The sequence below is a fragment of the Pseudenhygromyxa sp. WMMC2535 genome (assembly GCF_011083025.2).
Genome location: NZ_JABJWV010000001.1, coordinates 3,020,001 through 3,045,550, shown reverse-complemented (window position 1 = coordinate 3,045,550; position 25,550 = coordinate 3,020,001). Strand labels below are relative to the sequence as shown.

Below are 25,550 nucleotides of genomic sequence, written 5' to 3'. Positions count from 1 at the left end.
CCCAGGCGGCGCCATCGCCCATCATCGCGGGCCATGGCCACCGCTCCCCGCATGCTCGTCGACGGCGTCCCCCTGCCCGGAGAGGGCGCCCCCGGGCGGCTGAGCGACGACCGCATGCTCGAGCACTTCCTCGAGTGGACCATGGACCAGGGCCTCGAGCTCTACGAGCACCAAGAAGAGGCGGTGCTCGAGATCATGGCCGGGCGCCACGTGATCCTCAATACGCCCACGGGCTCGGGCAAGTCGCTGGTCGCCCTCGCGATGCACTTTCGCGCGCTGTGCCTGGGCAAGCGCGCCTACTACACCTCGCCGATCAAGGCCCTGGTCTCGGAGAAATTCTTCGACCTGTGCCGGGTGTTCGGGCCCGAGCGCGTGGGCATGCTGACCGGCGACGCCGCCCTCAACCACGAGGCGCCGATCATCTGCTGCACCGCCGAGGTCCTCGCCAACGTCGCCCTGCGCGACGGCGACCAGGCCAATGTCGACTTCGCGGTGCTCGACGAATTTCACTTCTTCGCCGACCGCGATCGCGGCATCGCCTGGCAGATCCCCCTGCTGACGCTGCCGCAGACCACCTTCATGCTGATGTCGGCGACCCTCGGCGACACCAGCGGCTTCGAGCAGGACCTCGAGGCCCGGACCGGCCGCGAGGTCGCGCTGGTCCGCTCGGCCCAGCGCCCCGTCCCGCTCGAGTTCAGCTACGCCGAGACCCCGCTGCTCGAGACCATCTCCGAGATCGTCGAGGGCGGGCGCTCGCCGGTCTACGTCGTCAACTTCACCCAGCGCGAGGCCGCCGAGCTCGCCCAGGCCCTGACCAGCACCAAGCTGATCGACCGCGACCGCCTCGACCGCATCCGCGAGGCCCTGCACGGCTTTCGCTTCGACTCGGTCTACGGCAAGGACATCCAGCGCTTCATCCGTAGCGGCGTCGGCCTGCACCACGCCGGGCTGCTGCCCAAGTACCGCCTGCTGGTCGAGAAGCTCGCCCAAGACGGGCTGCTCGAGGTCATCTGCGGCACGGACACCCTGGGCGTGGGCGTCAACGTCCCGATCCGCACGGTGCTCTTCTCCAAGCTGTGCAAGTACGACGGCGAGGGCACCAAGATCCTCGCCGTCCGCGACTTCAAGCAGATCGCCGGGCGAGCCGGGCGCAAGGGCTTCGACGACCGCGGCTGGGTGATCGCCCAGGCCCCGGAGCACGTGATCGAGAACAAGCGCCTCGAGCAAAAGGCCCAGGCGGCGAGCAAGCCGGGCAAGAAGCCCAAGAAGTTCGTGCGCAAGAAGCCCCCGGAGCGCGGCTACGTGCACTGGGACGAGGACACCTTCCGCAAGCTCGTGGACAGCGAGCCCGAGACCCTGCGCGCGGCCTTCCGCGTCGACCACGGGATGATGCTCAACCTGCTCCAGCGCCCCTCGGCCCGCTCGCGGCCCGACGGGGGCTACCGCGACCTGCTCGAGCTGATCGCGGCCTCGGGCGAGCGCGACGTGATCGTCTCACGCCTGCGCCGCGAGGCCGCGCAGCTGTTTCGAGCCCTGCGCGGGGCGGGGATCGTCGGTCTCCACCCGCGCGCGGACGGCGCTCGCGGCCGCCGGGTCCAGGTCGAGGAGGCGCTCCAGCGCGACTTCTCGCTGCTCCAGACCCTGGGCCTCTACCTCGTCGAGACCCTCGAGCTGCTCCCCGGCCCCGACGAGGACGAGCGCCACCCGCTGCGCGTGATGAGCCTGGCCGAGGCGATCCTCGAGAACCCGCGGGTGATCCTGGTCAAGCAAGAACAAAAGCTCAAGGGCGAGCGCGTCGCCGAGCTCAAGGCCGAGGGCGTCGAGTACGAGGCGCGCATGGAGGAGCTCGAGAAGGTCAGCTACCCCAAGCCCGACGCCGACTTCATCTACGACACCTTCAACGCCTTCGCCGGCAAGCACCCCTGGGTGGGCAGCGAGAACATCCGGCCCAAGTCGATCGCCCGCGACATGTACGAGCGCTGGGCGACCTTCAACGACTACGCCAAGGACTACGGCCTCGCGCGCAGCGAGGGCCTGCTCCTGCGCCACCTCCACCAGACCTACAAGACCCTCGAGCAGACCGTGCCCGAGCGCCACAAGCACGAGACCGTGGTCGACGCGATCGCCTGGCTGCGCGCGACCATCGAGCGCGTCGACTCGAGCCTGGTCCAGGAGTGGGAGCGCATGCTCAGCGGCGCCCACCAGGTCGACGAGCGCCTCGCCGCGACCCTCGAGCGCATGCGCCCCGAGGAGCTCGACGTATCCTTGGACCGCAAGGAGTTCCACGCGCGGATCCGGGCCGAGCTCCACCAGCTCGTCCACGCCATCGCCCGCCAGGACTGGGAGGAGGCCCTGGGCTGCATCCGCGTCGCCCCCGACGAGCAAGGCGAGGACTGGAGCGAGGAGCGCCTCGAGGCCGCCATGGCCGGCTACTTCGAGGACTACGCCGAGCTGCGCTTCGGCCCCGATGCCCGGCGCGCCGACAAGACCCAGATCCGCGAGGAGGAGGACCACCTGTGGTCCGTGCGCCAGACCCTCGTGGATCCCCAGGACGAGGGCTTTTGGTACATCGCTGGCGAGGTCGACCTGCGCGAGGATCGCTCGCCCGAGGGGCCGCTGGTCCGGGTCCTGCGGATCTCCAGCTAGGCCCAAATCAGGGCCAGTTCAGACCCTGATCAAACCCAACTCAGACCCAGCTCAGGGCGCGTTGACCGAGACCACCGCCGCCCCCGGCGGCCCGAACAGGCCCTTGCGCGCGGCCTCGATCGCCTCGCGGTTGAGCGCCGGGAACCACGAGAAGAAGATCGGCAGCTGGCTCTTCTGCTCGTCGGTGAGGTAGTCGAAGTTCGAGCCGCGGTCGTTGACCTCCCAAAACTCGCGCGTGCGCAGGGCCGCGAGCTCGCCCCAGATGCTGCGCAGGCGCTCGGCCGGCTCGTTCTTCATGTCGGCCTGGATCCGCCGGGCGAGCGGCTCGGCGCCGTTCATCATGTAGGTGGTCGCGAGCTTGACCTGGGCCCGGCGCACGCCCTTGAGCGTGGTGTCGCTGGTCGAGCTCTCGGCGCTGTCGTCGACGCGCAAGAAGGTGGCGAGCAGCTCGTCGTGGAAGGGGATGTCGGCGTGGAAGGCCTTGGCGCACAGCGCCCCGACGTCGTGGGCGATGACCTCGGTGACGAAGGCCATGCCCCGGCCAAAGGCGATCCCCGAGTAGTAGCGCATGTAACGGGCGATCTCGAGCCCGCGCTTCTCGAGCTCGCTGAGGTCGCCGGCCGGGGCCCCGAGCGAGACCGTCAGCGTCGAGGTCATGCTCACCGGCTGGTCGAGGATCAGGTCGTTGGGGTCGGTGTCGCGGTGCTCGATCACGAAGCCGCCGAGCTGGCGATACTGGTGGAGGATGTTGTAGCAGGTCCGCGTGTCGTTGGCGTTGATCGTCGCGCGCAGGTAGGTGTTGAAGAACTTGATCGTCAGGTCGAGGGCCGGGAGGTCGCCGTGGCGCGAGGCCGCCTCGCCCAGGCGCCGAGTGTTGATCGCAATCAGGTAGCAGAGGTCCTTCATGCGCTCGAGGCCCTCGCCGAAGAGCATCTGGTACTGGCGCAGGATCTTCCACTCGAGCCAGGTCCCGCGCCCGCGCAGGTCCTCGATCGCCTCGTCCGAGAGGCTGACGAAGTCGGGGCTCTGGCGGTTCCAGTCGGGGATCGCCGACCAGCTCTGGACCATGCCGGCCTTGGTGTCGCCGTAGTAGATGGCGAAGTTGCAAAGCGCGTTGGTCGTGCTCGAGGCGATGTTCTTGTCTTTTTGCTGGACCGCGTTGAGGCCGATGTTGGCGAGGTGCTCGACGGCCTGGGTCGCGCCGTGCTGGCGCGCGCTGATCGAGCGCCGGCCGCGGCCGCGGTAGGGGGTCGAGGACGCCAGCCCGTCGGTGGTGATCCTCGAGATGATCGAGTCCGGCTCGAGGAAGTTGAACACGTAGGCGAAGTAGGGGAAGAGCAGGCACAAGCTGGTGGTCAGCAGCAGCATCGAGAGCACCACGCCGACCCGCGGGACCGAGCCCTCGCCGATCGCGAAGTTGACCCACAGCACGTAGGCGTTGCAGACCACGAAGAAGCCGAGCACCAGCAAGTTGGTGCGCGCGCGGAAGAAGAGCGAGGTCACGATCGGCGTGAACCGAGTCGCGGCCAGCTGGACGATGATGCTCGAGACCGTCAGCGCCAGGCCCAAGACCGCGGCCATGACCTCGCCGAGGTTGCCCAGGGTGTTGCGGGCCTGCTCGAGGTCCTGGTTGGTGAGCGCGCGCCACAGCCCCCCGAGGGTGAAGCCCTGATCCATCTCACCTGGCGGCGGCGGCGAGACGTAGCTGGCCACCGAGTCGAAGAGGATCGAGACCGCGAAGATCAGCGCCGCGGCCGTGCCCACGAAGGCGAAGGGCAAGATCCAGTCCTTGAGCGGCTGGCGCAGCTCCTTCTCCCGCGAGCGGATCAGCGTGACCGGATCGACCCGCGTGCTCTCGCTGTCGAGGGCGGCGCTCGGCTGGCTGCCCCTGGGCTTCGCCGCGCCCGGCTTGGACCCGGCGCTCGGCTTGGACCCGGTGCTCGGCTTGGACCCGGTGCTCACGGATCGACGGTAGCAGATGCCGCGCGCCTACGGGTACAGTCCCTGCATGCTCCTCGCCGTCGACGTCGGCAACACCAACACCTCCATCGGCGTGTTCGAGGGGGAGGCGCTGCGCTGCGAATTGCGCCTCGCCACCCGACGCAACTGGACCCGTGATGAATTCGCCATCGCCCTCGAGCGCGCCCTGGCCCTCCAAGGTTACGGCTTCGCGGCGATCGCAGACGCCGTCATCGCGAGCGTGGTGCCCCCGGTGCAAGGTCCCCTGGTCGAGGCCCTGCGCCGCTACGTCGGTGTTCAGGCCCTGGTCGTCGGCCCAGGGGTCGAGGCGGGGATGCCCGTGCGCTACGACCCACCCAAGGACGTGGGCGCGGATCGGATCGTCGCCGCTGTCGCCGCCCACCGCCGCTACGGCCGGAGCGAGGCCGGTGAGGCCCTCGCGGTGATCGTCGTCGACTTCGGCACCGCGACCACCTTCGACGTGATCTCCGCGACGCCCGAGTATCTCGGCGGCGTGATCGCCCCCGGCGTGGGCATCAGCGCGGACGCCCTGTTCGCCAGGGCGGCCAAGCTGCCCCGGGTCGACGTGGTCAAGCCGGCGACGGTCATCGGCCGCAACACCGTCGACGCCATGCAGTCGGGGCTCTTCTATGGTTACGTCGGCCTGGTCGAGGGCATGCTCGCGCGCATTCGTGGGGAGCTTGGTAACACCGCCCAGGCCGTCGCTACCGGCGGCCTCGCCCGCAAGGTCGCCCACGAGACCCAGGCCATCGACCATGTCGACGACAGCTTGATGCTCGAGGGCTTGCGCCTGCTGTGGGAGATGAACTCGGGCCGCGCCTGAGGCCTGCCCTCCGCCTCCGCCCCCGCCCCCGCCCCGCGCGCTCAGCCGCCCGCGGCCCGCGGCAGCTCGAGGCGAAAGCGTGCGCCCGGCGGCTTGCTCGGCACGTAGCTCAAGCTGCCCTCCATGCGCTCGGCCAGGCCCTGAGAGATCGCCAGGCCCAGGCCCGTGCCCTCGCCGGCGGCCCGCGTGGTGAAGAAAGGTTCGAAGAGACGCTCGCGGACCGCCTCGGGCACGCCGGGGCCGTTGTCCTGGACCTCGACGGCGATCATCTCGGCGCCGCCACGAGCCCCGCCCACCTCCAGCTCGCTCGCGGGGCGCCTGCGCTCGGCGATCATGCTGGCCTCGGCGACCTCGGCCGAGCGCACCCGGACCTCGACCCGCGGGCCCTCGCCCTGTGCCCCCCCTTGCCCCTCGCCCCCCCTGCTCGCCTCGAGGGCCGCGCGTGCAGCGTTGAGCACGAGGTTGATCAAGATCTGCTCGATCAGGCCCGGGTCCGCGCGCACACACAGCTCGGGATCCCCGGCGACCTCGAACTCGACGCCCGCGCAGCGCGGGTCGGCGCGGAGCAGGGCGATGACCTCCTGGACCCGCGCGACCACGGCCACGACCTCGAGCTTCGCCGGGGCCGGCTTCGAGTAGTCGAGGAGCTGAGCGACGATGCCCTGGATGCGCTGGGTCTGGGTGCCCACGCGCTGGAGGAGATCCCTGGCCGGCGCGTCGAGGCCGGGCTCGCCGAGCAGCAGCTCGGTGTAGCCGACGATCGCCGCGAGCGGGTTGCCGACCTCGTGGGCGACCCCGGCGGCCACCCGACCGACGGCGGCCAGGCGCTCGCTTCGCTCGAGGCGCCCGCGCTGGGCCTCGAGCGCGTCTTGCTGCTCGCGCAGCGAGGCGACCATCTGGTTGAAGCGCTCGGCGAGCTCGCGCAGCTCGGCGGGGCCATCGAGGGGCGCCTGGGCGCGGCCGCGGCCCTCGCCAAAGTCGGCCACGGCCTGGCCCAGGGCGCGCATCGGCCGGAGCACCTGAAGCTCGAGCAGCCCGCCGCCGATCAGCAAGAGCAGCAGGCCCACCCCGCCGGCGACGATCAGGGTCTCGCGCCAGTCGTGGCCGCGGGTCCACGGCGAGTGCTCGGCGATCAGCCGCAAGAGCACCTTTTGGCTGCTGTCGAAGGTGGGGACCGGCTCGTCGACGATGACCAGGTTCCAGCGATCCAGCAGGCTGTCGTCGACGGCCGCACGCAGCTGCGGTGCCGGGGCCGGCAGGTCCTCGAAGCCCGCGTGGACCCCCACGGCGGCGACGCGCTCGAAGCTCCCGTCGCTGCGCATGCGGTGGATCTCGATCGAGGTGCCCTGGAGCCCCGCGGCGTCGGCGAGCAGATCCTCGAGGCCGTCGCGCTCGAAGTCGCCGCCGCGAAAGGAGCCGCCGGAGAGGATCGCCAGCTGGCGCGCGTAGCTGCGCAGGCGCTCGACCTCTTGCTCGTCGTGGCGACGCTGGCCCAGCCACTCGGCGGTCAGCGACAGCGAGATCACCGCCATGACCAAGACGATGGCCAAGGTTGCGATCAGCTCGAGGCGCAGGCTCGACCGGCGCTCAGCCATCGTCCCGCAGCACCCGCAAGCTCGGCGAGCGGATCCCCCGGTCCTCGGGCCTGGAGGTGGGCGCGGCCAGGTTCTGCGGCGCCCGCTCACAGCGTGCGCAGGCCGGGCTGCCCTGGGGACGGCCGATCCGCAGCCACCGGAACACCAGCCACAGCGCCGCGAGCACCACCGAGGTGATCGCCGCGAGCTCGTGCAGCCAGGCCGGCAAGCTGATCAAGTCGGCCCCCGATCTCCCCCGCTCGGCGGCGCTGCGCCGCTTCCCGCCTCACCGTCACCGTCACCATCACCGTCACCGCCACCGTCTTCATCTTCATCGTCGTAGGCAGCGAGCGCCGCCTCGACCTCGGAGGCCGGGTTGATCATCCAGGCCACGCCGACCGACACGAAGTAGAGCACGATCATCGGCCCGGCCATCATCATCTGGCTGATCGGCTCGGGCGGCGTCAGGAAGGCGGCGAGCACGAACATGATCAGCACCGCGATCTTCCAGTAGCGCAGCAGCGTCTTCTCGGTGACGACGCCCGCCTTGGCCAGGAAGGCCACGAGCAGCGGGAACTCGAACACCGCGCCAAAGGCCAGGAGCACCCGCGTGGTGCCCTTGAAATAGTTGTGCAGCTCGAGCTGGATGACCTCGCCGCGGTCGTTCGAGTAGTTGATCATCCACTCGTAGATGAAGGGCAGCACGATCGTGAAGGCGAAGGCCGCCCCGAGCACGAACATCAGCACCGAGACGACCACGAAGGGCACGACGAAGCGCTTCTCTCGGGCGTAGAGCCCGGGCGCCACGAACAGCCAGATCTGGAAGAAGATCCACGGCGCCGTCAGGAAGATCGCGGCCATCACGGCCACGCGCACGTCGACCATGATCGGGTCTTGGATCGCCAGCGCCTGGAGCTTGGCGACGTCCCCCATGCCCGCGCCGGACCAGGCCTGGTCCAGGGGGATGCGCAGAAATTCGGCGATCTGCGGGACGAAGGAGAAGGCGGCGAAGAAGCCGAGGAAGAGCCCGGCGACGATGCGGATCAGCCGCTTGCGGAGCTCCGCCACGTGGTCGAGGAAGGCCATGGGCTGGTCGCCCTCGGGGCCACCAGCAAGGCCGTCGAAACCATTTTCTTCTTGCGTGGCCATGATCAGCTGATCGGCTTAGCCGCTTGGCGGGGCCTGGACGCCCGGCGCTCGGGCGCTCAGGCGACGCCCTCTCGGGGCCCGCCGTCCTGATCCGACCCCCAGGGGTTTTCGCTGGGCCGCTCGCTCGGATCCGGCACCGCCGGAGTGTATGCCTCCGAGCGCCGCGCGGCGATCGTCCGGGGATCGCTGCCCGCCACGGCCCCGCTGGCGCTCGATGTCGGGGCGGCGCTCGGCTGCGCGTTCGCCCCCTGGTTGGCGGGGGCCCCCTCGGCCGCCGCGCTCACTCCAGGTGCCGCAGCAGCTGCGGCGGGGGCATCAGACCCAGCGGGATCCTTGGCTTGCTCGCTTGCTCCAGCGCTCCCAGCACCCGCCTGCGCGGATGCGCCGGACCCGCCAGCGGCCTCGCTCGAGGCCTCGCTCTCGTCGCGCTTGGCCTCGCGGTCCGCCTGCATGCGCCGCGCGGTGGCCATGCGCATCTCCATCTGGGCCTTGGCGAGCTGCTGTCGAGCCTTGCGCTCGGCGTCGCGGATCTCCCAGCGGGCGTCGTTGTAGGCCCCCTTTATCTCCTCGATGGGCTCACGCAGCTCCTCGTCCAGGAGGAGCGTCTTGCGGAAGTCCTCGGCGGTCTTGCGGACCTGGCCGTAGGCTCGCGCGACCGTGCGAGCCAGCTTGGGCAGCTCTTTGGCCGGGAACAACACCACCGCGACGAGGATGATGAGCCCGATCTCCATCATGCCGAGGCCGAACACCGGCGAACAATAGCAGAGGTTTGCAAAGCCGCGCAGAGGGGTCGCGCTCTACGCCTGGACACCCCTCCAGGCCGGGGGCAAGCTTCGCCGCATGGCCCGGACCCGAGTCATCTTGGCGCTCTCCTTGCTTCCCGCGCTCGCCGCCACTACGGCGTGCCTGGAGGTCCCCGATGACCTCGAGACCCCGGCCGGCCAGGCCGCCGCGCCCTCGAGCGCGCAGGAGCTCTTGGATCGTCACATCGCCGCCAGCGGCGGCGCCGAGGCGCTGCGCGCCTTGACCCAGCGGACCGTCGAGGCCCGGGTCGTCTTCAAGGCCCAAGAAGGTTGCGAAGAGGGCGCACAGGACTGCATCTGGGAGGACGCCAACGGCCAGTTCGTCCTCTACTCCACGGCCGACGGCCGCATGTACCGGCGCATGCTCGTGGGCGACAACGTCCTCGAGCGCGGATTCGACGGTGAGACCGGCTGGCAGATGCAGTCGGAGCCCCGCCTGCTGGTCCTCGAGGACCCCGCGGCCACGCCGGTGCTGCGCGAGGACGCCCTCTTGCACTGGTACTTCGACGTCGACCAGCGCGACGCCCTGGCCCTCGAGCTCCTGCCGCCGCGCAAGATCGAGACCCCCGAGGGCGAGCTCACCCTCGACGGGATCCGCTGGTTCGCCGCGGGCCCGGCCTCACCGGAGAGTGAAAAATGGTTCGACCGGGCTACGGGTCTGCTCTACGAAGAGATCGAGCGTGACACCGAGACCGGAGATCTCGTGCGCCGGGTCCAGGGGGACTACCGCGAGGTCGACGGCGTGCTCGTGCCCTTCCTGATCCAGCAGATCACCTCGATCGACGAGCTCCCCGACCAGGTCGTCGAGCTGCGCATGCAGGTCGTCCACCACCGCGAGATCGAAGACCAGCTGTTCGTGATCCCCGAGCTCGAGGCCGTCGAGCCCGCCGCGGATCAGCTGCTCGCCAACCTCGAGACGGCCACGGCCGACGTCGCGGCCGACCCCAAGGACGCCCAGGCCCACGTCCGCCTGGCCCGCGCGGCCTTCCAGGCCGCCCACTTCGAAGAGGCCAAGGCCGCCGCCAGCGCCGCTCTCGAGCTCGAGCGCGACGAGCTCGAGGCGCTCTACACCCTGGCCCGGGTGGCCCTGCTCCAAGGTGACCTGCGCACGGCCGACAAGCAGCTGCGCGCGGCCCTATCCGCCGGCCTGCGCCCCGACGAGGCCGCGCGCCAACAGGCGTGGATCCACCTGCGCCAGGGCAATTGGAACAAGGCCGGGCAGGAGCTCTCCGACGCCGGCTTCCCGGTCATCGGGGAGCGCTACGCCGCCTTCGAGGGCAAGCCGCTCCAGGGCAGCATGACCGGCGGCTGCTCGACGAGCCTGCCCCTCGACAGCGAGCACGGCGACGTCCTCGTCGTCGAGGTCGGCGCCGAGGGAGAGCGCATGAAGCTGCTCGTCGACACGGGCGCCTCCGACGTGATCATCTCCGACGCGCGCGCGCGCAGCTTGGTGATCGGCACCGACGCCATGGCCCCGCTCGCCGCCGGCGGCCCCAACCTGCCCCAAGGCCAGATCGAGACGCTGAAGCTCGGCGCCCTCGAGGTGAAGAACGTGCCCGTGACCATGTTCCCCGCCGACCAGCTCGGCGCCGTGGTCGGGATCGAGGGCGTCGACGGCGTGCTCGGCATGCGCCCCTTCGCCGGGCGCCAGCTGACCGTCGACCGCGAGCAGGGCGTGCTCGAGCTCGTCGACACCAGCCGCAAGTGCAGCTCGGCCCGCGACGCCAACCGCCGCGGCGAGGCCGTGCCCTTCTTCTTGCACGAGACCCACTACCTCTACGTGCTCGCCAGCCTCAACGACGCCGAGGGCCTCTACCTGCTCAACACGGGCATGCGCGGCGCGGATCTGACGGCCAACGAGGGCGCCTACGCCCACGCGGGCATCGGCGCCCCCCCGGTCCGCGCGGGCATGCCCTCCCTCGCCCACGTCGCGCGCTTCAGCCTCGGTGGTTTCAGCCGCGAGGACCTCGGCGCGGCCTGGGGCTTCTTGCAACAAAACGCGACCAGCGACTACTTCCGCCTCGACGGCATGCTCGGCCTCCCGGTGTTCGGGCGCGGGCGCTGGACCCTCGACTTCGACAACCAGACCCTCTACCTCAACGCGCCCACCAAGCCGGCCGCCGACCCCGAGGCCAAGCAGCCCGAGCAGCCCGAGCAGCCCAAGCAGCCGAGCGCCGAGGCTCCCGCCGCCCCCGCCGCGAAGAACAAGAAGTAGCTCGTGGTCGCCGATCCCAACGCGCGCCTGCGGATCACCGCCGCCCTCGGCTGGATCGAGCCGACCCCCGGCGACGCGCCTCGCCTGGTCCGCCGGCCTCGCGTGGAGATCGCCCGCGAGCGCGGGACGATCCTCGCGCTGAGCCACGCGGGCGCCTGCGAGGACGCCGACGTCTGCGAGCCCCCCGACCACAGCGAGGTCCCGACCGTCGACCTCGGCAACAGCCTGCTCTTCCCCGGCCTCGTCAACGCCCACAGCCACGCCTTTCAGCGGATGATCCGCGGGGCCACCCACCGCCGGGGCGCGGGGGATCCCTCGAGCTTCTGGAGCTGGCGCCAGGCGATGTACACCGCCGCCAACGCCCTCGACCCCGAGGGCGTCTACGCGCAGACCCGCGCCTGCTTCGCCGAGATGCTCGCCCGCGGGATCACCTGCGTGGGCGAGTTCCACTACCTCCACCACCAGCCCGACGGCAGGCCCTACGCCGACGCCAACGAGCTGTCCTTGCAGGTCATCCGCGCCGCCGCCTCCGTCGGCCTGCGCCTGTGCCTGCTCGAGGTCTACTACGCCCGCGCCGGCGCGGATCAGCCCGGCCCGCTGCCCGAACAGCGCCGCTTTTGCGACGCCAACGTCGACGCCTACCTCGGCCGCCTCGACGCCCTGCGGACCCTCGCCGAGGCCCACCGCGAGCACCTGCGCGTCGGCGTCGCTCCGCACAGCGTGCGCGCCGTCCCGGCCCAGGCCCTCACCGAGCTCGCCGCCTACGCCCGCGCCCACGACCTCGTCGTCCACAGCCACGTCTCGGAGCAGCCGCTCGAGAACACGCAGTGCCGTGAAGAGCACGGGCGCACGCCCCTCGAGGTGTTCGCCGACGCCGGCTGCCTCGATCGCCCCGGGCGCTTCACGGCCGTCCACGCCATCCACGTCAGCGCGGCCGACCTCGAGCGCATGCGCGGCCAGCAGATCTGCGCCTGCCCGAGCACCGAGGCCGACCTCGGAGACGGGGTGATCCCCGCCGCGCGCTGGCTCGCCGGAGGCGCGCGCCTGGCCCTCGGCAGCGACAGCAACGCCCTCGTCGATCTCGTCCGCGAGGCCAACATGCTCGAGATGCACGAGCGCCTGGTTCACCTCGGCCGGCTGCGACTCACCGACGAGACCGGCGCGGTCGCCCCGGTGCTCGCGGCCGCGGCGACCACCGGGGGCGCCGCCGCCCTCGGCCGCCCCGAGCTCGGTCGCCTGGCCCTCGGCTCGCCCTTCGACGCCCTCGCCTTCGACCTCGATCACCCCACGCTGCGCGGCGTCGAGCCGCGCTACGCCCTCGACGCCCTGCTCACCCTCGGCAGCGCCGAGCCGCTCACCCAAGTGTGGGTCGGCGGACAACGCCGACGCTGAGTCGAGACCACGCGATGACCCTGCTCCGACCCGGCGCCTCCGCCCCCTGCGACCGAGGGTCGCAGATCCGCGCTCGCGGGCGCCTCCGCGCGCCACGGTGTCTCGCGCTCCTCTCCCTCGCGCTCTCCCCTCTCTCCTCCACCGGCTGCGCCAAGACCCCCCCCGACTGCGAGTACGACTCGGTCGAGCGCTGCCTGTGGGAGCGCGGCCGCGCCAAACCCGACGACCCCAACGCGAGCACCGCCAAGGTCGACGACGGCAGCGAGCTGACCAGCCAGCGCCGGGACGCGAGCCCCCTGGATCGCACCGTCGACGACCTCATCGAGCTCATGGGCGTGGGCCTCGAGTGGGCGCTGATCGACGAGCGCGCCCGGGCGATGTGCATCGAGGCACCCAAGCGCCCCCCGAGCCCCAGGCGCGACGAGGACGAAGACGAGCCGCCCGCCGCCGGCGAGCCGTGGCTGTGCGATCCCGGCGAGGATCTCACGATCAACGGCAACGGCCTGATCCTCGAGGCCGGCGACGGCGTGATCGCGCTGACCTCGACCGAGGTCGACGAGGCAGGCAGCGCCGAGGTCGTCGAGTTCGCGCTACAGCGCTTCGACGACTGGTGCGCGCGAAATTTCTTCGAGCCCGTCGAGGGCAAGATCCACGAGGAGCTCTACCGCTGCTCCCTGCCCGAGGGCCCGTTTTTGGTCGTCTCCCGCTTCCCCAGGGACCTCGACGCCGACCGCTGGCAGGTCTCGATCGCGGTCATGGACGCCGGCTGACGCGTGAGAACGCTTTCATGGCGAGTTCGCTGCGCGCGAGCGCCGGGCTTTCCTGACGCGGGTGAACCATTACACTCGCCCGGCGCCAATGGTCGACCACAGTTTGCCCAGCAGCCACGGCGGGCTCGTCTTCCCGCTAGACACCTTCCGCCCCACGATGCTCGCTGCGGTCCTCGCCGAAGGCCTGGTCGCACAAGCGCGCAACATCCTCGACGCCAAGCTGGTGCTCACGCGCCACCCCGAGGTGCCGCAGCTCGTGCTCGGCCAGATCATCGGCTCCGTGCTCGATGGCAACCCCGCGGCCTTCTGGCGCGAGAACCCAGAGCTCGGGCTGATCGCCTCGCAGATCATGCGCCACCAGCTCTTCCAGTATTGGGTCGAAGGTGGCGAGGAGCCGCGCCAGGGCTTCATCGTCGCCCAGCGCGGCCAGGCCCTCGCGGCCCAGGACGCGACCCGAGATCAGATGCCTCCGGGCTCGATGGCCCAAGACTGGCCCGTCGCCCAGCTCACCCAGCAGCTGCAGATCACCATCGAGGAGCTCGCCGGCGGCTTCGAAGGCGGGCCGCAGATCGAGCTGTCCCTGGTCGATCGCGAGGGTGACGATCGCGAGCTGCTGATGACCCTCGTCGGGCAGATGCCCGGCGCCGAGGACGAAGACCCGGCTCACGGTCAACATGCCCAGCAGGGTCAGCAGGCCCAGCAAGCGCAGCCCGCAGGCGCCCCTGGCCCCGCCAGCGACGACGCTCAGGCCCCCGCGCAGCCCAAACGGATCACCGCCGAGGAAGATCGCAAGCGTCGCGCCGCCGAGCATCAAGCCGAGCTCGAGGCCCGCCAGGCCAAGGCCGACTCGATCCGCGCGGACCTGCCGTACATCAGCGATGCGCTCGGCGTCGTCGTCGCCCCCAAGAGCGCCGAGCTCGCGGACACCGACATCCTCGAGCCCTTCTTGATCCCCAAGGTCGAGGGCGACATCCCCAGCGGCCTCCCTCGCGAGCTTCACCAGTCGCTCCAAGGCAAGCGCGTCGACTTCGCCGTGCCCGTCGAGTTTCTCAGCGAGGTCTTCACCAGCGAAGGCCCCCTGAACAAGCCGGCCTTCGACGAAGGTGCACAGGTCCGCGAGATCGGCGGTCAATCCGTCAAGGTCCTCGAGGTCCTCGCCCCTCGGCTGGGCTCCGGAAGCTTCATTCGCCGCGAGCGCGCCGGCGTGTTCGTGTCACGGACGCCCGATCTGCCCCTGCCCGAGGCGCTGATCGTCGCGCTGCTCGACCAGCAGGGCTGACCACAGCCCCATCTGTTCCCCGCTCCATCGGGACCCCCATGTCGTGTAGGTGTGACATGGGTGTCCTGCTTGGTTGCATGCATCGGGGGTAAGATCACACAAAGCACATAGACCGTCGTAAAAGATGACACTCTGACATCGTACTGAGCGTACACGCCCATTGTTGACGACCGCCCCAACTACACTCCCTTTACGTATCTCGGGGCCCAAATTGACAGTTAAAACGCGCCCAGAGCTGCCTCTGCTGACCCCCCGATAACCTTCTAGAAAGGTTTTATTCTGCAATTTCAGCAGTTTGTAAATTTCCCTGGCCCCAGCTGGTCAACATCGGGCGCTGCGCTAGCCTGGAGGAGTGATGGACGGAAGCGAATCGAGTCATCTTCAAATCCGGTACGGAACTTGAAGATTTTCTCCCTCGCAAACCATCACCAGAGGGTGTGGCCCGGGTAGAGCCCCGGCTGGAAAAGCAACGGAAAGGGATTTCAGATGTACTTGCGCAGGAACAAGGTCCGCTGTGGCGATTCTCGCCGAACCTACCTCTCGATCGCTCACAATGTCTGGTGGTCCGGTGAGGGCAACAAAAAGGCTCAGAGCCGCCCGATCGTCATCGCTTCCTTCGGAGTCGAAGACAAGGTCGACGTCGATCTCGCCCGTGACGTTGTCTCCGCCGTCGAAGCGAGCGCCCCTCGCCTGGCCTTCCGCCGCGGCGAAGGCAAGGCCGCGACCGTCCGCGTCGCCCAGGAAGTCCGCAAGATCGAGCCCTTCTTGAAGGTCCTGGTCAGCCGCAAGCTCGGCCTCGCGCAGCATCTGCCTCCGCACCCGCAGCGCGCCGAGATCCTCGAGGCGCTGATCCGCGATCGCCTGGCGGATCCAGACACCAGCATGCGTGAAGAGGAGATCATGACGTCCCTGCGCAACCGCCTCAGCCCCTAGCTCGAGCCACACACGACGCACGCGAAGACGCGAGCCCAGCACCGCCGGGCTCGCGTCTTCTCGTTTGTCGGCGATACCCAAAGATCAGGAGCGGCGCTCACCCCTCGTCCGACGGCGCAGGCTGCTGACTGACCGCCCCCTTGCCCGCACGCAGGTCGAGGTCCTGAAGCATGTCCTCGAGCTCGATCTTCTTCTCCAGCCGCTTGCTCTCCAGCTCCACGATCTTCCGCCCCTTCTCGTCCGCCTCGCTCGAGAACTCCTCCAGCCGCGTGTTGAGCTTCTTGCGCAGCGACCCCGCCGCGCTGTCCTTCTTGATCGCCTCGAGGTTGCGCCGCGTCTGCTCCGCCCGCTGCTCGAGCTCCGCCTGCTGCCGCCGCAGCCCGTCCACCTCCGTGTCGATCCGCCCGATCTCTCGGCGCAGATCCACGATCGGCTGGAGCTTCGCCCGCGCCCCCGCGTCCAGGTCGCCCTTGGCCAAAAACTGTTCGAGCAGGCCAAGCGCCTGCTGATCCCAGATCGCCAGGGTCAGCTTCGAGGGCGTCTGCTCGACCACCTTCAGCGAGGCCGAGCTCGACTTCGCGGGGATCGTGATCGGGATCAGCCACGCGCCCTCGAGGTCCTCGGTCCCCTCGGGCCGCTTGGCGAGCGCGTAGTTGCTGCCCGACTGCGGCTGGCGGATCAGCACTTTGTAGGCCTCCGGCTTGGCCGGCCCGCGCACGTCCCAGGTGGTCGTGGTCTGATAGAAGCTCTCGACCTCGAGCACGCCGCGGACGATGCGGGTCAAGGTCATCTCCTGGCCGCTGTACTGCTTGGCCGAGGTGACCATGATCTCGGGCTCGACGGCGAAGGGGATGGTCACCGAGGTCCCGGCGCCCACGGCCTCGGACAGGCCCTCGCCGACGAAGCTCCCGCCCGAGTAGATCGCGATCGGCCCGGGCTCGAGCACGTAGTCCGTGGCGTTTTCGAAGCGCACCACTCGGTAGGGGTTGGCCTCGTAGCCGTAGCCTGCCCCGCCCGGCTTGTAGAGGAAGGTCTGCTCGGCGGAGATCGACTCGTTGACCAGGGCGACCATGGTCGAGGTCCCGTCGGGGACGGTCACCGGCGTGTCGAGGTCGACGCGGGTCAGGCCGGAGATCCGCTGCGAACGCGCCGAGGCGTCGGTGCTTCGGCGCAGAGACTCGAGGTCGAGGCTCGGGCCCTGGTCGTAGCTGGGCGCAGGAGACGGCTCCGCCATCGGCCGGCCTGGCAGCGTCGAGCCCGTCACGGCGTCCTTGTTGCGGCCCGAGGAGGAGGAGGACTTGCGCTTCGACTTCGCCTGCTCGTTGATGTCTCGACCTCCGTACTCGCGGCGCTCCTCCACGGCCATGGCCTCGTCCTCGAGCATCTGCGACCACTCGGCCTCGGCCTTCTTGTGCTCGAATTCCTCGAGCTCGGGCTCCTCGGCGCCGTCGGCCCAGCTGGTCTCGCCCAGCGCCACCGCGGCCTGCTTGTTCACGCCGCTCTCGGTCATGTCGCTGCGATAGACGTCGCGGGGCGTGTGCAGGTCGTAGCGAAAGGCGATCGGCGCACCAGAGGTCAAGCTGAGGCTGATGTCCGTCCAGTCCTCGCCAGAGACGTTGTCGACCACGGCCCAGGCCTGGAGCAGCGCCTCGTCCCCGGACTTCTCGGGCAAGACCACGCGGTAGGTCGGCTTCCACATCGGCGCCGAGACCACGTAGCTGACCGTGAGCGAGTGGCTGCGCGCGCCCGCCAGGCGGACCTCGAGCTCGACCTGCTCGAACATGCCCTCACCGGCGGTCGCGTCGAGGCTGCGGTGCAGCTGCATGGCCAGGTCGCCGTCGTGCAGGCTCACGCTCTTGACCTTCGACAGGCGGATCACCTTCATCTCGTCGCCCGCGAGCAGGGTCAGCTTCCAGTCGCGGACGTCGCCCCCGCCAGCGGGCATCGAGACCACCGCCCCGCCGCCGCGGTCCGTGGGGTCCGGCTCGTTGATGCTGCGCTCGACCATGACCACGCGGCCGCGGACGAAGCCGCCGCCGTAGGTCGCCACGGTGATCTCCGAGCCGCGGATCGTGTCGAGGACCTGGGCGAGCGAGCCGCTGCCCGGGGCGAGCGTGGCCATGGCAGCGCTCGCCCAGGCCTGCGGATCCAGCGGCATGGACACGCTCACCGCCTTGCCGTCCTCGTCGACCACCGTGAGGCTCTTGAGCAGGTCGTTGACCTGGTCCTTGCGCACCTTCAGGCGCAGCACGTCCTCGCTGACCTGACCGTGGCGCTCGAAGTAGCCGATCCCGTTGCGGTAGAGGACGACGGTGTCGAGCTCGAGGTCGCTGACCGTCGGGAGCGGCCGGCGGCCGGCACAGGCGAGGAGGGGGAGCGTGAACAAAGTGGCGAGGACGAGCTTGCGCATGCGCGGGGTTCTCCGGGTCGGAGGGTATCGCAGCGCGGCGCGGCCTCGGGGGCCGCTCTCGCCAGCAGCGCAACGTTTTCGTCGCCGCTCAGTCTTGCAGGCCTGGCAGACGGGGCTGGGGCGCGACCGCCCCCTCATCGCCATCGGCCCCCGCTTCGGGCTCGGCCCCCGAGGCCGCGAAGGGCTCGTCTGGCCCGGGCAAGATCGGCGCGACCGGCTTGGCGGGCGCAGGCGGCTTCCCCAGGCTCAGGGTCTGATCGAGGGCCTTGGCGTCGACCTGCTTGCGGATCAGCGACGCGAGCAAGATCTGCTTGTAGTAGAGGCGGTCTTCCTCGGACAAGCTCGCGTCGCGGTCGTACTGCGCGTAGGTGTTCTCGATCGTCTTCTTGGCCTGCTCGGGCTTGTCTTGGTTGACCGAGAGGTAGATCCGCTCGAGCCGACCGAGGCTGAGGTCGTCGCCGGGGAGCTTGCGCGGGCGCTCTCGATAGAGGCGGATCTCCTCGACGAGGTCGCCGCGCAGCTCGTCCTCGTCGAGCTCTCCGGCCTCCCGCAGCGCCTTGCGGCGCTCGCTGTCGGTGACCACTTTGGCGATCTCCGAGGGCGGGATGCTGCGCCCGCCCAGCTCCTCGAGCAGGATCGTCTCGAGCTGGCCCTCGGTCAGCTTGATCAGGTGCCGGGTCTCGGCGTCCCGCGACGCCCCCTCGGGGCGCTTGCGGTTCTTCTCGCGCTCGAGGGCCATCTTCTCGGCGGCCGCCTGGTTCGCGCTCATCAGCCGGTGCGCCTCCTTGCTGGCCTCCTCGATCGCCAGCTTCTGCGCATCGATCTGCTCGCGCAGGCGAGTAGCCCGGGCCCGCTCCTGCTCGAGCTCGGCCTGGATCTCCTGCTGGCGCGTCCACAGGTTCGAGCCGACGTAGCCCAGGCCGCCGATCATCGCCACGCCCAGACCAGCAAAGATCAACCGCCGGGTCAGCCGCCGACGCTGCTGACGTCGCGCCAGGCGCTGGGCCGTGGTCGTGCGCCCGCCGAGGACCGCCGAGAGCTCCTCGGCCACCGCCTCGGCGCTGTCCGGGCGCTCGCCGGGCTCCTTGGCGAGCAGGTGCATCACGACCTGCGCCAGGCCCTTGGGCACGCTGCCCGGGAGCGCGGGCGGGCTCTCGTGGAGGTGCGCCGTGATGAAGCCGACCGCCGTGGGCGAGGCGAAGGGCAGCTCGCCGGCGAGCATCTCGAAGAGCAGCACGCCGAGGGAGTAGAGGTCGCTGCGCCCGTCGAGGCTCTCGCCGCGCAGCTGCTCCGGCGACATGTACTGCGGCGTGCCGAACATCGCCCCGCTGCGGGTGATGTCCGAGCCCTCGAGCTTGGCCACGCCGAAGTCGAGGACCTTGGCGAAGCACAGCGGGTCGCCGTCGCGGGTGTCCGCGCGGCGCTCGAGCAGCATGATGTTCGAAGGCTTGAGGTCGCGGTGGACGATGCCCGCGGCGTGGGCCTCGCTCAGGGCCACGCAGATCTGGCTGGCGATGGTCACGGCCTGCTCGGGCTCGAGCGAGCCTTGCTCGCGGATCACCTCGGCCAGGGTCTTGCCTGGCAGGTACTCCATGGCCATGAACAGCGTCCCGTCCTCGAGCTCTCCCCAGTTGAAGATCGAGACGATGTGCGGGCTCTCGAGGCTGGCCGCGGCCTTGGCCTCGTTGCGAAAGCGCTCGACGAGCTCGTCGTGGTCGCGCTCGCGGGTCTGGGAGTGGACGACCTTGATCGCCACCTGGCGGCCGATCGCTGGCTGGTCCGCGAGGTAGACCTCGCCCATGCCGCCCTCGCCGAGCTTGGCCACGATCACGTACTGGCCGATGATCTCGCGGCCGAGCATCGACTCGCCGGGGCTGGGCGGGCGCTCGGTCCCGGCGAGCAGCGTCGGCGCGTCGACGGGCGTGAGGCGGGCGGCCTCGGCCCCATCGAACTCCCCCGCCGCGGGGCGGACGATCGCGGCGCCGCAGTGCCAGCAGCTGACCGCGTCGGCTTCGACCATCGCGCTGCAGCTCGGGCAGGTCGCCACGGGCCGAGACTACAACAGGTTCGCCCCCATCACCCCTGGGACGCCACGGACAGCGCCTGGGGCAAGCCGAGGCGATCGATCAAGAACGCGTATTCGATGGCCAGCTCGCGCAGAAACTCGAAGCGCCCCGAGGCTCCCATGTGCCCGGCGCCCATGTTCGTCCACAGCAGGATCTCCCGGGCGTCGGTCTTGCGCTCTCGCAGGCGCGCGACCCACTTGGCGGCCTCCCAGTAGCCGACGCGTGGGTCATTCCAGCCCGCCAGCACCAACATGTCCGGGTAGGCCTGGGCGCGGACGTTGTCGTAGGGTGAGTAAGCGCGGATCCACCGATACCCCGCCTCGAGCGCCGGGTTCCCCCACTCGTCCCACTCCAGCGCCGTCAGCGGGAGGCTCTCGTCGAGCATGGTGTTGAGCACGTCGACGAAGGGCACGTCCGCGACCATGGCGGTGAAGAGCGCGGGGCGAGCGTTGGCGACGGCGCCGATCAGCAAGCCCCCGGCGCTCCCGCCCGTGGCGGCGAGCTGCTCGGGCGAGGTCCAGCCCTCGGCGCACAGGTGCTCGGCGCAGGCGATGAAGTCGTCGAAGGTGTTTTGCTTGTTCGCCAGCTTCCCGGCCTCGTACCAGCGCCGGCCGAGCTCGTCGCCGCCGCGGACGTGGGCGATCGCCCAGATCGCGCCGCGACGCAGCAGGCTCAGGCGCGCGCTGGAGAACGCCGGATCCGAGGCCGCCCCGTAGGCGCCGTAGCCCGAGAGGATCAGCGGGCAGGCCTCCCCGGGGCGCTCGAGGCTCGGCCCGCGCGCGCCCGACCCGGAGGCCGCCCGCCGCCAGACCAGGGAGATCGGCACGCGCTCGCCGTCCTTTGCCCGCGCCCACAGCCGCGCGCTCGCGTAGTCCCCCGGCTCGTGACCGCCGACGACCTCGACGCGCTTGCGAACACGCATCTGGCCGTCTTCGAGGCCATACTCGAGCACCGACGCCGGCGTGGTCAGGGAGCTGTAGCCCAGGCGCAGCGCGCTGGTGTCGAGCTCGTCGTTGAGCCCCGGCCAGATCGAGTAGGTGGGATCCGGGAAGGCGACGAGGTGCTCCTCGCCCGGGCCGCCGTCGTCGCGCAGGCCGACTTGCTCCGGGAAGGGCTCGAGCGGGACCACGCGCAGGCGCTGGAGGCCCTCGGCGCGCTCCCAGACCACCATGTGCCCGCGAAAGACGTCCACGTCCTCGAGCAGCACGTCCTCGCGGTGGGGGATCAGCGTCGCCCACGAGCCCTGGGCCGCGCTGCTCTGGGCGCGCGCTGGCCCGGCCGGCAGCGGCGCGAGCAAGAGCTGGAAATTCTCGGCGTCGCGGTTGCTGCGGACGAAGAGCCACTGGCCGCGGTGGCCCACGTCGTACTCGACCTTGGGCTCTCGGGCCGCGACCAGGCGCGGCTCGGCCCCCGGCGCATCGCAGGGGATCAGCCAGACCTCCGAGCTGTCGTTGGCGTCCGCGCTGAGCACCACGTAGGCCTCGGAGCGGGTGCGGTGGATCGATAGATAAAAGCGCTCGTCGTCCTCCTGAAACACGAGCGCGTCGTCGGCCTGGTCCTCCCCGAGGACGTGGCGCCACAGCTGCCAGGGGCGATGGCGCTCGTCGAGGCGCAGGTAGAGCAGCGTGCGCTCGTCGAGCCACACCGCCGAGGCCCCGCAGCCCTCGAGCACGTCGTCGAGGTGCGCCGCGAGGGGCAGGTCCGCGAAGCGCAGGGTGTAGACCTCGTCGCCCTCGAGGTCGACGCTGTAGGCACAGCGCGCGTGGCTCGGGGTCAGCGCCAGGCCGGCGAGGTCGAAGTACTCGTGGCCGTCCGCCAGCGCGTTCTCGTCGAGGTAGAGCTGCTCGGGGACCCCCGCGGCCTCGAGCTCGGCGAGGCTCAGGCGCTCGCGCCCCGGGCTCCAGGCCCGGCGACAGTGGCGGGGATACTCGTCCCCCTCCTCGGTGCGCGAGTAGTAGAGCCACGGGCCGTCCTTGGCCGGCACGGAGCCGTCGTCCTCCTTCATGCGCCCGCGCATCCCGGCGTAGAGGCGCTCGCGCAGCTCACCCGTGCGCGCCTCGAGGACCGCCTCCGCGTGCGCGCGCTCGGCCTCGACGTGGGCGCGCACCGCAGGGTCCTCGCGCTCGCGCAGCCACGCGTACTCGTCGACGCAGGTGTCGCCAAAGAGCGTGCGCCGCTGCGGCCGCCGCTCGGGTCGGGGAGCCTCGCTCACCTCGCTCATGCAGGCTCGACCCGGAGGATCGCGTCGCCCTGGTCGAGGTCGCCCTGATCTTCAGCCACGATCTCCACGACCTTCGCCGGCGAAGGCAGCCGGGGGTCGTCGTAGTTGACCCGCGTGAAGGTCTTCATCACCTCGAGCAGCCCCAGCGTCTGGCCACGGGAGATCGTCTGTCCGACCTCGACGAAGTTCGGCTTGTCCGGCGCCGGCCGGCGATAAAAGCGCCCGCTCGAGGGCGCCGTGAACGACAGCGACCCCCCATCCGACCCCACCTCCGCGCCGGCCTCGACCGACGCGCTCGAGCTCCCCGCCAGCCCCTCGGGATCCAGGCACAGCAGCGCCTGCCCATACTCGACCGGACGCCGCGCCCGATCGTCCCCCGAGGAGCCACCGACGACGCCCGAGGCCCCCGCAGGCGCCCGCAGACGATGCATCACCCCGAGCACCTCGATCCAGCCGATCTGGCCCTGCGCCCGGACGAGCGCGCCCTCCTCGGGCATCTCCCGCCACAGCCCCGGACAAGGCGCGAGCAGCTGCGTGCGCCCGCCCTCCTGCTTGTGGGCGAGGGCGACGAGCTCCGGAACGAACTGGCGACTGTCCTGCATCGCGCCAAGGATAGCCGCCTCGAAGGCTGCGAGCCTAGCCAGCAGCGAGCTCCGCAATAAGCGAGCTACGCAAGCAGCGAGCTCCGCAGGCAACGAGCTCGACAGGCAACGAGCTCGACCTCGAGCCGGTTCCGCATCCAGACGCCGAGCTCCGCAGGCGCCGAGCGCCACCGACGATGAGCTCCGCCGACGACCAGCTCCGCCGACGACCAGCTCCGCCGACGACCAGCTCGAACCGACCCCGCAAACAGCAAGTCCCCCACCACCCCCCGGGCTGGCGGTCCCAAAACCGACCACCCACCAGGCAACCGCCCAGCGCCAGCCGCAGCCCGCCAAGCAACCAATACCCAACGGCCGCCAGCCTAGCTGGCGCCCAAACGCCGAACCGCCCACAGCAAAGATGCCCCTGCCGGAGCCCCTTCCCCTCGAAGCCAACACCTCCCCACGGCCGCCAGCGCTTAAAAAAGTACGCCCCCGGTCTTTCGACCGGGGGCGATAGATCTGGCGATGACCTACTCTCCCACAGGGTGGCCCCTGCAGTACCATTGGCGCAGGAGGGCTTGACTTCCGAGTTCGGGATGGGATCGGGTATGGCCCCTCCGCCATGACCACCAGAAAAACGTGAGGTCGGGGGCTGCATGTTGCAGCAGCCCACTCCGACCCGGCGACTTCACCAAAGCACACTTCCTTGTCGAAGAGCCCTGAGGCTCTTCTCTCGCTTGTTGCGAGGGGCGCTTGTGTCGCTCGGAACCTCGTACCCGACCGCTGACAACGGTCAGCAGCCCCTGTACGGGCCAAGTCGAACGGCTCATTAGTACTGGTTAGCTCCACACGTTGCCGTGCTTCCACACCCAGCCTATCAACGTCGTAGTCTACGACGAGCCTTCAGGGAGTCCTAATCTTGAGGTTGGCTTCCCGCTTAGATGCTTTCAGCGGTTATCCGTTCCGGACTTGGCTACTCTGCAATGCCGCTGGCACGACAACAGAAACACCAGGGGTCCGTCCATCCCGGTCCTCTCGTACTAGGGACAGATCCTCTTCAAGACTCCTACGCCCACGGAAGATAGGGACCGAACTGTCTCACGACGTTCTGAACCCAGCTCGCGTACCGCTTTAATTGGCGAACAGCCAAACCCTTGGGACCGACTTCAGCCCCAGGATGCGATGAGCCGACATCGAGGTGCCAAACCTCCCCGTCGATGTGAACTCTTGGGGGAGATCAGCCTGTTATCCCCGGAGTACCTTTTATCCGTTGAGCGACGGCCCTTCCATTTGGAACCGCCGGATCACTAAGGCCGACTTTCGTCTCTGCTCCACTTGTATGTGTTGCAGTCAAGCTCCCTTGTGCCTTTACACTCTACGGCTGGTTTCCAATCAGCCTGAGGGAACCTTTGCGCGCCTCCGTTACTCTTTAGGAGGTGACCGCCCCAGTCAAACTACCCACCAGGCAGTGTCCCGGACCCGGATTACGGGCCACGGTTAGGAGTCCAGACTCATCAGGGTGGTATTTCAACGGTGACTCCACCAGACCTAGCGGCCCGGCTTCAAAGTCTCCCACCTATGCTACACAGACAAGCCCGAACTGCAGTGCCAAGCTGCAGTAAAGGTTCACGGGGTCTTTCCGTCTCTCCGCAGGTACGGGGCATCTTCACCCCGATTTCGATTTCGCCGAGTCCCGGGTCGAGACAGTGGGGAAGTCGTTACGCCATTCGTGCAGGACGGAACTTACCCGCCAAGGAATTTCGCTACCTTAGGACCGTTATAGTTACGGCCGCCGTTTACCGGGGCTTCGATTCGAAGCTTCGCTTGCGCTGACCTCTCCTCTTAACCTTCCGGCACCGGGCAGGCGTCAGACCCTATACGTCGTCTTGCGACTTAGCAGAGTCCTGTGTTTTTGGTAAACAGTCGCTACCCCCGATTCACTGCAACCCCCTCCGGCTCCAGGCGCGAGGCCCTTCACCAGCTGGGGTACACCTTCTCCCGAAGTTACGGTGTCATTTTGCCGAGTTCCTTAACCCGGGTTCTCTCGAGCGCCTTGGGATTTTCTCCCCACCCACCTGTGTCGGTTTAGGGTACGGTCGGCACAGCGGTACACTCATGCGAAGCTTTTCCTGGAAGCGTGGAATCATCGAGTTGAAGGCCCCGGGGGGCCTGCCTCATCACCTCTCGGCCTTGATCGCGCGTTTGTGGCCATTGCCTCCTACGCGACCAGCCTACTGGCTTGAACGTCCAATCCTCAAGGACGCTCGACTATCCTCCTCCGTCCCTCCTCATGAAACCATCCGTGCCGGTGCAGGAATATTCGCCTGCTTCCCATCACCTACGCCTTTCGGCCTCGGCTTAGGGACCGACTAACCCTGAGCAGATTATCTTTACCCAGGAACCCTTGGGTTTACGGCGAGAGGGTTTTTCACCCTCTTTATCGCTACTCACGCCAACATCAGCTCTTGTCTGCGCTCCAACGCTCGTTCCCGTACGTCTTCACTGCACAGACAATGCTCGCCTACCGCACTCCCGAAGGAGTACCCGCAGCTTCGGCGCGTGACTTGAGCCCCGTTGAATTTTAGGCGCAGGCTCGCTCGACCAGTGAGCTGTTACGCTTTCTTTAAAAGGTGGCTGCTTCTAAGCCAACCTCCTGGCTGTCTAAGCGTTCCCACATCCTTTACCACTTAGTCACGACTTGGGGG

16 protein-coding genes and 2 rRNA genes (1 of these 18 only partly in view) are annotated in these 25,550 nt (G+C 69.3%); 7 read left to right on the top strand and 11 right to left on the bottom strand.

Annotated features, from left to right (window positions below; genetic code table 11):
* Positions 1-33 precede the first annotated feature (33 nt).
* Positions 34-2,646, top strand: a complete 2,613-nt coding sequence (locus tag G6O69_RS11730; RefSeq protein WP_172303599.1) for a DUF3516 domain-containing protein — start codon at positions 34-36, stop codon at positions 2,644-2,646.
* Between the two features lie 51 nt (positions 2,647-2,697).
* Here G6O69_RS11730 and G6O69_RS11725 read toward each other — a convergent pair whose 3' ends face one another.
* Positions 2,698-4,608 (bottom strand): DUF2254 family protein, encoded by a 1,911-nt coding sequence (locus G6O69_RS11725; protein WP_172303598.1) that lies wholly within the window; start codon positions 4,606-4,608, stop codon positions 2,698-2,700.
* 46 nt (positions 4,609-4,654) lie between these two features.
* Here G6O69_RS11725 and G6O69_RS11720 point away from each other — a divergent pair, with 46 nt between their 5' ends.
* Positions 4,655-5,449, top strand: a complete 795-nt coding sequence (locus G6O69_RS11720) for a type III pantothenate kinase (protein WP_172303597.1) — start codon at positions 4,655-4,657, stop codon at positions 5,447-5,449.
* A gap of 41 nt (positions 5,450-5,490) precedes the next feature.
* On the opposite strand, the gene G6O69_RS11715 is transcribed toward G6O69_RS11720, so the two are convergent.
* The 4 genes from G6O69_RS11715 to G6O69_RS11700 are packed head-to-tail and all read right to left on the bottom strand — an operon-like array spanning position 5,491 to position 8,921.
* Complete coding sequence (locus tag G6O69_RS11715) at positions 5,491-7,044, bottom strand: ATP-binding protein (RefSeq protein WP_172303596.1); 1,554 nt, start codon at positions 7,042-7,044, stop codon at positions 5,491-5,493.
* Positions 7,037-7,261 (bottom strand): hypothetical protein, encoded by a 225-nt coding sequence (locus tag G6O69_RS11710; protein WP_172303595.1) that lies wholly within the window; start codon positions 7,259-7,261, stop codon positions 7,037-7,039. The genes G6O69_RS11715 and G6O69_RS11710 overlap by 8 nt, the downstream gene beginning before the upstream one ends.
* Complete coding sequence (gene tatC / locus G6O69_RS11705) at positions 7,258-8,172, bottom strand: twin-arginine translocase subunit TatC (protein ID WP_172303594.1); 915 nt, start codon at positions 8,170-8,172, stop codon at positions 7,258-7,260. Before tatC ends, G6O69_RS11710 begins: the two co-directional genes overlap by 4 nt.
* Positions 8,173-8,228: 56 nt before the next feature.
* A complete protein-coding gene (locus tag G6O69_RS11700; RefSeq protein WP_172303593.1) occupies positions 8,229-8,921 on the bottom strand; it encodes a twin-arginine translocase TatA/TatE family subunit in 693 nt (230 codons plus the stop codon).
* 91 nt (positions 8,922-9,012) lie between these two features.
* Between G6O69_RS11700 and G6O69_RS11695 the strand changes: the two genes are divergently transcribed.
* The 5 genes from G6O69_RS11695 (at position 9,013) to G6O69_RS11675 (ending at position 15,564) form a co-directional block, all read left to right on the top strand.
* Positions 9,013-11,190: a retropepsin-like aspartic protease gene (locus tag G6O69_RS11695; RefSeq protein WP_172303592.1), complete on the top strand. Its 2,178-nt coding sequence runs from the start codon at positions 9,013-9,015 to the stop codon at positions 11,188-11,190.
* A 3-nt stretch (positions 11,191-11,193) separates the two neighbouring features.
* On the top strand, positions 11,194-12,582 hold the full coding sequence (locus tag G6O69_RS11690; RefSeq protein ID WP_172303591.1) for a formimidoylglutamate deiminase: 1,389 nt from the start codon (positions 11,194-11,196) through the stop codon (positions 12,580-12,582).
* A 14-nt stretch (positions 12,583-12,596) separates the two neighbouring features.
* Positions 12,597-13,352 (top strand): hypothetical protein, encoded by a 756-nt coding sequence (locus tag G6O69_RS11685; RefSeq protein WP_172303590.1) that lies wholly within the window; start codon positions 12,597-12,599, stop codon positions 13,350-13,352.
* A gap of 88 nt (positions 13,353-13,440) precedes the next feature.
* Positions 13,441-14,631 carry a hypothetical protein gene (locus tag G6O69_RS11680; RefSeq protein WP_172303589.1) on the top strand — a complete coding sequence of 397 codons (1,191 nt, stop codon included), beginning with the start codon at positions 13,441-13,443 and terminating at the stop codon, positions 14,629-14,631.
* A gap of 486 nt (positions 14,632-15,117) precedes the next feature.
* On the top strand, positions 15,118-15,564 hold the full coding sequence (locus G6O69_RS11675) for a hypothetical protein (protein ID WP_172303588.1): 447 nt from the start codon (positions 15,118-15,120) through the stop codon (positions 15,562-15,564).
* A 97-nt stretch (positions 15,565-15,661) separates the two neighbouring features.
* On the opposite strand, the gene G6O69_RS11670 is transcribed toward G6O69_RS11675, so the two are convergent.
* From G6O69_RS11670 to G6O69_RS11645, 6 genes are all read right to left on the bottom strand, one after another.
* Complete coding sequence (locus G6O69_RS11670; protein WP_172303587.1) at positions 15,662-17,974, bottom strand: DUF4139 domain-containing protein; 2,313 nt, start codon at positions 17,972-17,974, stop codon at positions 15,662-15,664.
* A gap of 88 nt (positions 17,975-18,062) precedes the next feature.
* The gene (locus tag G6O69_RS11665) at positions 18,063-20,021 is read right to left on the bottom strand and encodes a serine/threonine-protein kinase (RefSeq protein WP_172303586.1); all 1,959 of its coding nucleotides are present in this window, start codon (positions 20,019-20,021) and stop codon (positions 18,063-18,065) included.
* A 29-nt stretch (positions 20,022-20,050) separates the two neighbouring features.
* Positions 20,051-22,261 carry a S9 family peptidase gene (locus G6O69_RS11660; protein WP_172303585.1) on the bottom strand — a complete coding sequence of 737 codons (2,211 nt, stop codon included), beginning with the start codon at positions 22,259-22,261 and terminating at the stop codon, positions 20,051-20,053.
* A complete protein-coding gene (locus G6O69_RS41545) occupies positions 22,258-22,863 on the bottom strand; it encodes a biotin/lipoyl-containing protein (protein ID WP_176396775.1) in 606 nt (201 codons plus the stop codon). The genes G6O69_RS11660 and G6O69_RS41545 overlap by 4 nt, the downstream gene beginning before the upstream one ends.
* Positions 22,864-23,362: 499 nt before the next feature.
* A 5S ribosomal RNA gene (gene rrf / locus G6O69_RS11650) occupies positions 23,363-23,479 on the bottom strand.
* Positions 23,480-23,653: 174 nt separating this feature from the next.
* Positions 23,654-25,550: ribosomal RNA gene (locus G6O69_RS11645) — 23S ribosomal RNA — on the bottom strand (it continues 1,043 nt past the right edge of the window).

Coding starts and splice junctions, on each gene's coding strand:
- G6O69_RS11720 (WP_172303597.1), top strand. CDS start 4,655: ATGCTCCTCGCCGTCGACGTCGGCAACACCAACACCTCCATCGGCGTG.
- G6O69_RS11730 (WP_172303599.1), top strand. CDS start 34: ATGGCCACCGCTCCCCGCATGCTCGTCGACGGCGTCCCCCTGCCCGGA.
- G6O69_RS11670 (WP_172303587.1), bottom strand. CDS start 17,974: ATGCGCAAGCTCGTCCTCGCCACTTTGTTCACGCTCCCCCTCCTCGCC.
- G6O69_RS11680 (WP_172303589.1), top strand. CDS start 13,441: ATGGTCGACCACAGTTTGCCCAGCAGCCACGGCGGGCTCGTCTTCCCG.
- tatC (WP_172303594.1), bottom strand. CDS start 8,172: ATGGCCACGCAAGAAGAAAATGGTTTCGACGGCCTTGCTGGTGGCCCC.
- G6O69_RS11695 (WP_172303592.1), top strand. CDS start 9,013: ATGGCCCGGACCCGAGTCATCTTGGCGCTCTCCTTGCTTCCCGCGCTC.
- G6O69_RS11715 (WP_172303596.1), bottom strand. CDS start 7,044: ATGGCTGAGCGCCGGTCGAGCCTGCGCCTCGAGCTGATCGCAACCTTG.
- G6O69_RS11675 (WP_172303588.1), top strand. CDS start 15,118: ATGTACTTGCGCAGGAACAAGGTCCGCTGTGGCGATTCTCGCCGAACC.
- G6O69_RS41545 (WP_176396775.1), bottom strand. CDS start 22,863: ATGCAGGACAGTCGCCAGTTCGTTCCGGAGCTCGTCGCCCTCGCCCAC.
- G6O69_RS11685 (WP_172303590.1), top strand. CDS start 12,597: ATGACCCTGCTCCGACCCGGCGCCTCCGCCCCCTGCGACCGAGGGTCG.
- G6O69_RS11660 (WP_172303585.1), bottom strand. CDS start 22,261: ATGAGCGAGGTGAGCGAGGCTCCCCGACCCGAGCGGCGGCCGCAGCGG.